Annotated in this window: 6 protein-coding genes; 2 read left to right on the forward strand and 4 right to left on the reverse strand. The window is 49.9% G+C overall.

Annotated features, from left to right (window positions below; genetic code table 11):
• Nucleotides 1–235: 235 nt before the first annotated feature.
• A complete protein-coding gene (locus PHU49_12380) occupies nt 236–1,456 on the forward strand; it encodes a YhjD/YihY/BrkB family envelope integrity protein (GenBank protein ID MDD5244805.1) in 1,221 nt (406 codons plus the stop codon).
• Between the two features lie 138 nt (nt 1,457–1,594).
• Here the strand turns inward: PHU49_12380 and xseA are convergent, their stop codons facing one another.
• The 4 genes from xseA to PHU49_12400 are packed head-to-tail and all read right to left on the reverse strand — an operon-like array spanning nt 1,595 to nt 6,191.
• Nucleotides 1,595–2,812, reverse strand: a complete 1,218-nt coding sequence (gene xseA, locus PHU49_12385; GenBank protein MDD5244806.1) for an exodeoxyribonuclease VII large subunit — start codon at nt 2,810–2,812, stop codon at nt 1,595–1,597.
• On the reverse strand, nt 2,813–4,096 hold the full coding sequence (gene thiC / locus PHU49_12390; GenBank protein ID MDD5244807.1) for a phosphomethylpyrimidine synthase ThiC: 1,284 nt from the start codon (nt 4,094–4,096) through the stop codon (nt 2,813–2,815). It lies immediately after the preceding gene.
• The gene (locus PHU49_12395; GenBank protein ID MDD5244808.1) at nt 4,093–5,421 is read right to left on the reverse strand and encodes a PfkB family carbohydrate kinase; all 1,329 of its coding nucleotides are present in this window, start codon (nt 5,419–5,421) and stop codon (nt 4,093–4,095) included. Before PHU49_12395 ends, thiC begins: the two co-directional genes overlap by 4 nt.
• Nucleotides 5,418–6,191, reverse strand: a complete 774-nt coding sequence (locus PHU49_12400) for a sulfide-dependent adenosine diphosphate thiazole synthase (protein MDD5244809.1) — start codon at nt 6,189–6,191, stop codon at nt 5,418–5,420. The genes PHU49_12395 and PHU49_12400 overlap by 4 nt, the downstream gene beginning before the upstream one ends.
• Nucleotides 6,192–6,704: 513 nt before the next feature.
• On the opposite strand from PHU49_12400, the gene PHU49_12405 reads away from it, so the two are divergent.
• On the forward strand, nt 6,705–6,957 hold a 253-nt coding region (locus tag PHU49_12405), incomplete at its 3' end, for a hypothetical protein (protein ID MDD5244810.1).

The following is a 6,957-nucleotide window of genomic DNA, read 5'->3' on the forward strand; positions in this document are numbered from 1 at the left end:
GGCTTGCGTCGCCCCCTCCAGCAGCAAAGCTGCCGGAGCCTCCCCCTCTCGCTCACTGCGTGAGCTGGATATATTCCCATGGCTTGCGTCGCCCCCTCCAGCAGCAAAGCTGCCGGAGCCTCCCCCTCTCGCTCGAGAACGGGCTATAGAATATAAGGGCTTGCCCCTTTTTTTGATGATATGAACGGTATTTTTGATATAATAACAATGTTCTTTCTAAAGAAACAAAGGGATCATGCGAAGCGAACGAATCAAACAATCCTCCGGGATCACCCTGATCATCATAAAAGAATCGATCCAGTCATTTTTGAAAAATAACAATTTTGAGATGTCGGCCGCGCTGGCTACATACGGCTTTTTCTCCGTCATACCCCTGCTCTTTTTTGTTTCTTACCTTCTTGGAAATTATGCGATCCTGTCACAATCCGTAACAAGCGGTATCGAGGGCCTCATAGGGCACCTTTTCCCGCTCCTCAAAACATTTATCTCAAAGGAGTTCTTTTTTTCAACACAGTATAAGATGGCCTGGCTGGTTATTACCCTGGGATTCGTCTTTGTATCAATAATGTCTCTTACGGACTCGCTCAGGACCGCTTTCCTGAAGATCTTCAGCATAGACAGCGACCCGTCCTTCCTCAAAACCATATATGCGAACGCCCTTTCTGCCTGTACCATTCTGGTCCTTTTTTTCTTCCTCGTAGCAGGAGAAATAATCTACTATTATCTATCCCACGCTGTCTTCAAGGGTGGCTACCTTTTTATCCTGTTCAATATCTTTATCTCTCTGGCTGTGGCGACGTTCTGTATGGTAATCTTCTACAAGACGTTCCTGCCGGTCAAACTGAAGATAGGACGGCTTATTACAGCCTCCTTTGTTTCGGCCATCCTCATCATCTCCATGAGAGACCTCTTCTCCACCTTTGTACAGTCCAATCCTAATTATGGTCTTGCCTTCGGCTCTCTCAAGACAATGTTCTTCATGATTATATGGGTATATTATTGTTTTCTCGTGATCCTCTTCGGCGCTGAGATCATGGTACACTTCTGGAAGAGGGACGCCCTTCTGCTGAAAGGACTTTTTCTCAAAGAAGCGGGTATTCAAAAAAGACCGAAAAATCTTATAAAAAAGTTTATCAGGCGCTATGATTCGGGCGATATTATCTTCCGGGAAGGCGAGCCGGGGGGCAGCATGTTTTACGTGATAGCCGGTACGGTGAATATCTGCAAGAAAGACCAGATCATACGGATCATGAAAAAGGATGAATACTTTGGCGAGATGGCAATGCTCGTGAACACGCCAAGAACGGCCACAGCAGTAGCCGCAGAGCCCGATACGCAGCTTGTGAGCATCTCTCACGACAATTTTGATGCCATTCTGAAAGAGAATCCCAAGATCGTCCTGTCGATCCTGAAAGAAATGACGATGCGGCTCAAGATAACAGGAGACAGCCTCTAAGGATAGTATATCGTAGTTCGTATATCGTATATCGCAAGGATTTTTTGTAGTTTACTATATACTATTTCTCACTCTCCCTTTTACGCCTTACATGGTTTTTACCAGCTACCAGTATCGAGCATCCAGCATCCGGTTCACCTATGATCTTTTCTCCTTCACCGCTACCCCGATCTCGCCTTTGTGGAGCCTGATATTCAGCTTCTCGCCTGAGGTCACCTCATCAGAGTTGTAAACGACATTCCTGGTATCGCTTTTCATGGTTATACTGTAACCCCGCCTGAGTATGCTCTCCGGGTTAAGGTCCTGCAGCCTCTGCGCGAGGGATTCTACGGCTGTCTTCCTGTCCCTGAAATAATTCGGGAAACCATGGATAAGGTTGTTCGAAAGTTCGTCAAGGTACATCCTCGATGAAATAAAAAAATCCCTTCTCTCCCGAAGTTCCATCATTCCCTGATACAGGAGGGACCTCGATCTTTCGAGCCGTTCGGCAATACGCTGGAGAAGGAGATCGTGCATCCCTTCGATGACATTGAGCAATTCCCTTTTGTCCTGTACAACCATATCTGCCCCTGCGGTCGGTGTCGGGGCCCTTACGTCTGCCACAAAGTCCGCAATTGTAAAATCTATCTCATGGCCGACTGCGGAAACGACGGGGATCTTAGACACATGGATTGCCCGCGCCACCCTTTCATCATTGAAGGGAGCAAGGTCTTCGAGAGAGCCGCCCCCCCTGCCGGTAATGATGACGTCAACCTCACCGGCTGCGTTGAGATATTCAATACCTTCAACGATCTCGGATGCGGCTTCATCCCCCTGCACCTTTACAGGATAGATCAGGACGCCCATATTGGGGAATTTGTTGTATATGACCTTCAGCATATCCCGCACTGCCGCACCGGCGGGCGATGTAACGATCCCGATCGTGTCAGGCAAAAACGGCAGGGGTCTTTTTCTGCCCTCGTCGAAGAGCCCCTCCCTGAACAGTTTTTCTTTCAATGCAAGAAATCTCGCATAGAGGACCCCCTGGTTCCCCTGCGCGATGATGTTGCTCACGATGAGCTGGTATTCCCCCCTCTTTTCGTAAACGTCTATCCTGCCTTCGCAGACGATGAGGTCGCCGTCGCGGATCATTGTGCCTTCTGCGAACCTCGCCCGGTAATTGAATGCAACGGCCTTCATCATGGCCATATCATCCTTCAGGGTAAAGTAGAGATGTCCCGAGGGGTAGAGCTTTGCGTTCGAGACCTCGCCTTCGACGCAGACGTTCCGGAACCTGCCGCTGATAAACTGTTTTATGGAAGACGTGATCTCTGAAACGGTGAGGACTTCAAACTGCCATTCGGAGTTAATGCCCATCTACTTTTTCAGATAATCCTTCATGAGCTTCATGGAACAATATTCGCCGCACATGCTGCATACGTCGTCTTTCAGGTTCCTCTCTTTCCGGAACTCCCTGATCTTATCAGGGTCGATGGCGCATTTGATCTGACCTTTCCAGTCAAGCGCCTTCCGGTACATTGACATGGCCTTGTCAAGCTGGAAGGCCTTTTCATTGCCCCTGGCCAGATCCGCGGCATGCGCCGCGATCTTCGTAACGATTACGCCATCCCTGACATCTTTCGGCGATGGTAATCCCAGGTGCTCTGACGGTGTCACATAGCAGAGGAAGTCGGCGCCGTAATAACCTGCAAGTGCCCCGCCGATTGCCGATGTAATGTGATCGTAACCTGGCGCTATATCGGTTACTATGGGACCAAGGACATAAAAGGGGGCTTCATTGCAGAGCCTCTTCTGGAGGACGATATTCGCCTCTATCTGGTTGATCGGGACGTGACCCGGTCCTTCGATCATCACCTGGACGCCGTTTTTGAGCGCCTCTGCGCAGAGCTCACCGAGGATAATGAGCTCTTCGACCTGGCCCCTGTCGGTGGCATCCGCGATGCATCCCGGCCTCAGGCCGTCGCCGAGGCTCAGTGTCATGTCGTACTTACGTGCGATCCCGACGAGACGGTCGAAGTGTTCGTAGAGGGGATTCTCCTTCTTATTGACGATCATCCACTCCGCGATGAATGCCCCGCCCCGGCTGACGATATCAGTGATCCTTCCCTGCTTTTTCAGTCGTTCGACTGAACGCTGCGTCACCCCGCAGTGGACCGTAACAAAGTCAACGCCGTCCATGCCGTGCTTTTCTATCACCTCGAAGATCTCATCGGGGTCCATCTTTGTGATGGTCTTTCTCTTTTTCACTGCCTCAACGGCGGCTTGATAGATAGGGACAGTACCAATAGGTATCTGTGCCTCCGATATGATCACCTTGCGGATCTCATCAAGGTTGCCGCCGGTGCTGAGGTCCATCACCGTATCGGCCCCTGCTTCCCGTGCCATCTTTAATTTCTCAAGCTCTTCCTTGAGGCCGGACCTTTCCGGGGACGTCCCCAGGTTCGCATTTACCTTGACGCACAGGCCTTTCCCCACACCTTTCGGTGTAAAATTTTTGTGCCTGTTGTTGGCCAGGATTGTAGCCTTGCCGGAGGCTATGTTCTCACGCAAAAGATTCCTGTCTATACCCTCGTCCTTTGCGACACGTTCCATTATCTTTGTGATCTTCCCTTGCCGTGCTGCCGTTAATTGATTGTTCATGGTCTTATCATCTCCATCTTTTCAGTAAGTTCCTGAGGGTCCCGGGCGAAAAGCCGTATGATCGGTTCTTTGCCGGTATCCCCCTTGTCATAGATAATATCGGGCGGTCTCTTGACCCTCCTTAAGATTATGTCGACAAGGTAATCAAGGCTTTTGCCTTCGGCCCCTCTGACCTTCGACGGTTCTTTCTTTCTATCAAAAAAAACAACGTACATATTGCGTTCTTTCGCCCTTGCCAGGATCGCTTTATCGTACCGTATGTTCACGCAGGTACGTACGTACGGGTAATGGCGCATATATGTGAGGATAAGTCTCGCTACATGGGATGAGGCGCCGAATTCAGGATCGCCCCTGAAATATATACCGTCGCCGCGTTTGCCGATCCTCCCCGGGAAGGCTGCGATATCCTCGATGCCTCCGGCGTTCATGATCGCATATCCTATATTCATCTGGACTTCCGGAACGAGTTCAATGCAATTGAGCTGCAATAAACGTTTTGAAGCCCTTCGCAGGCTGTTAAGGATCTCCCATTTTTGCGCTGCTTTGCTGTTCGCAATCCCGGAAGAGGTATAGAAATAGCCATCGGCATCTATCCGGTAACTTTCCTTGAGCAGCCTTTCGGTATATTGCTCGGCAGCCAAGAAGGCCTCCTTCATGGGATAATCGTTAACGAGGTATGACAGGACCGATGATGAAAAGGAACATCCCGTGCCATGGATCACCCGTTCTATCCGCTTTTTCTTCCATTCAACAAACTCTTTTCCATCATAGAGGATATCTGTCGGTTCACCCTTGAGATGCCCCCCTTTTATGATAACGGCGTTGATGCCTGAATCAACGAGTATCTTCGCAGACACCTTCATGTCCTGCACGCTGCGGACCTGTTTTCCCATCAGGATGGACGCCTCTTCGATGTTCGGGGTGACGATATGCGCCGCCGGGAAAACGGAACCGACGAGCCTTCTCATGCCTGCGCCGGTGATAAGCTCCCTGTTGTTCTTGGCCGCAAAGACAGGATCAACGACAACCGGTATCCCTTTCTTCTTCCTGAGAAATCTTGCAATCTCATCAACATACCACTGGTCAAACACCACGCCGATCTTCACGCCGTCAACCGGCAGTCCGTCGTTTATCATATCAAGCATCTGCCTGAACTGATCGGGTGGTGTCGCGTGTACATCCGTTACCCCTTTTGGACCCTGCACAACGGTGCATGTCGGTACGGATATACCGTGGAAACCAAAGGAGAAGAAGGTGTCTATGTCACGCGTGACGCCCGCGCCGGACGTGGGGTCATACCCTGCAATGGTAAGGATGTTTTTCATTTGATCCTTTTCGCGATAAGCTCGGCAACCTTCCTGCCCGACAGGAGCATACCGCCGAAGATGGGCCCCATCCTGTAAGAGCCAAAGGTGGCGTTGGCGCTCATGCCCGCGACATACAGACCGGGAAAAACCTCTTGTGTGTTCTCGAGGGTTGTCGTCTCCGCAACGTCTGCCCACATGGACCTCTCTCCCTCCACCTTTCCTGAAGGGGTATTGAGCCGCACGTTCATCTTCCGTTCGAGCACCCTGACAACTTCTAAGGGATGGCCCGTGGAATCGACAACAAATTTCGACATGATCGTAAGGGGATCTACGTGAAGGGATGCCATCTCAACGGCCGTCCAGTTGATCACAACGCCCGCGACCTTTTCTTTTCTCACCACTAAGTCTTCAACGCTGATAAGGTTGAATATCTTTGCCCCTGCCTTCATCGCCCTGTATGTAAGCCCGCTTACACACTCAACGGCGTCTGCCACGTGGTATCCCTTTTTATATTGCTTCGCAGCAATACCCATCTCATCCAGTATCGCTTTTCCCTCATCCTGGACAACGATCTCGTTAAACATCATGCCTCCACCCCACATGCCGCCGCCGATGGAAAGCTTTCTCTCAAATATCACTGTCTTCAATCCCTTTTTGGCAAGGTAATAAGCGGCCACAAGCCCTGACGGGCCCGCACCGCAGACAGCCACATCGATCTCGAGACAGGAAAGAAGTTTTTCCGTATAGCGCTCGATAATAGCTTTGGTCACAATTCTTTCGTCAATCATGGTACTGCTCCTATGCGTGAGAGATGAAATAGCCTGTAAATATATCACATTTCTTGGGGTAAACGGTATAAAAAAAGGCACAACGATAAGGCAGCGGAGAGCTTGGAGCAGAGAGCGAAGAGTAAAGAGCAGAAGGTGAGAGGGTGAGAAGAGCAGAAGGTGAGAATCTGAATATAGGTCCTATACGACCTATTGGACCTATAATAACCCATTCTTGAGCAAGATAAGTAAGCAGTATGCACAAAAATCTTTTGCTGCCTACTCCTTACTGCTTACTCTGTTGGCTTTTACTCTTAGCTCTTAGCTCTCCGCTCTCGGCTGCCTCTCCGGTTTTCGACAATATCGTCGAGCAGCACCAAACAACTTCGACATTTATTGCCCTTTTGTTGAGGCAATTTTCCTCCTGTAAAATATATTATTAATAATAACATATAGTTATGACACATTATCCTTCTGGCACACATATTGCTTTATAGGGGATAGTGTTTGAAAAAATCTTTACAGGAGGTTACAATGAAAAAGATGCATGTAGGAATGTTGGTGGTGCTCTTCGTGGCACTGGCTGCAACGGTATTTGCCTTTGGACCCGGATCGGGGCCGGCGGGATATGGCGGAGTTGGCGGACCGGCGCTGATGCATGGAGGATATGGTTATGGCCCTGGCTCAAACCTCAATCTCAGCAAGGAGCAGACGGACAAGATATGGCAGCTCAAAGAAAAGCAGCGGAACGAGACATCGGCCATGAGGTACGAGCTTTTCCAGAAAA

Source organism: Syntrophorhabdaceae bacterium, from assembly GCA_028713955.1.
Taxonomy (GTDB): Bacteria; Desulfobacterota; Syntrophorhabdia; order Syntrophorhabdales; family Syntrophorhabdaceae; genus UBA5609.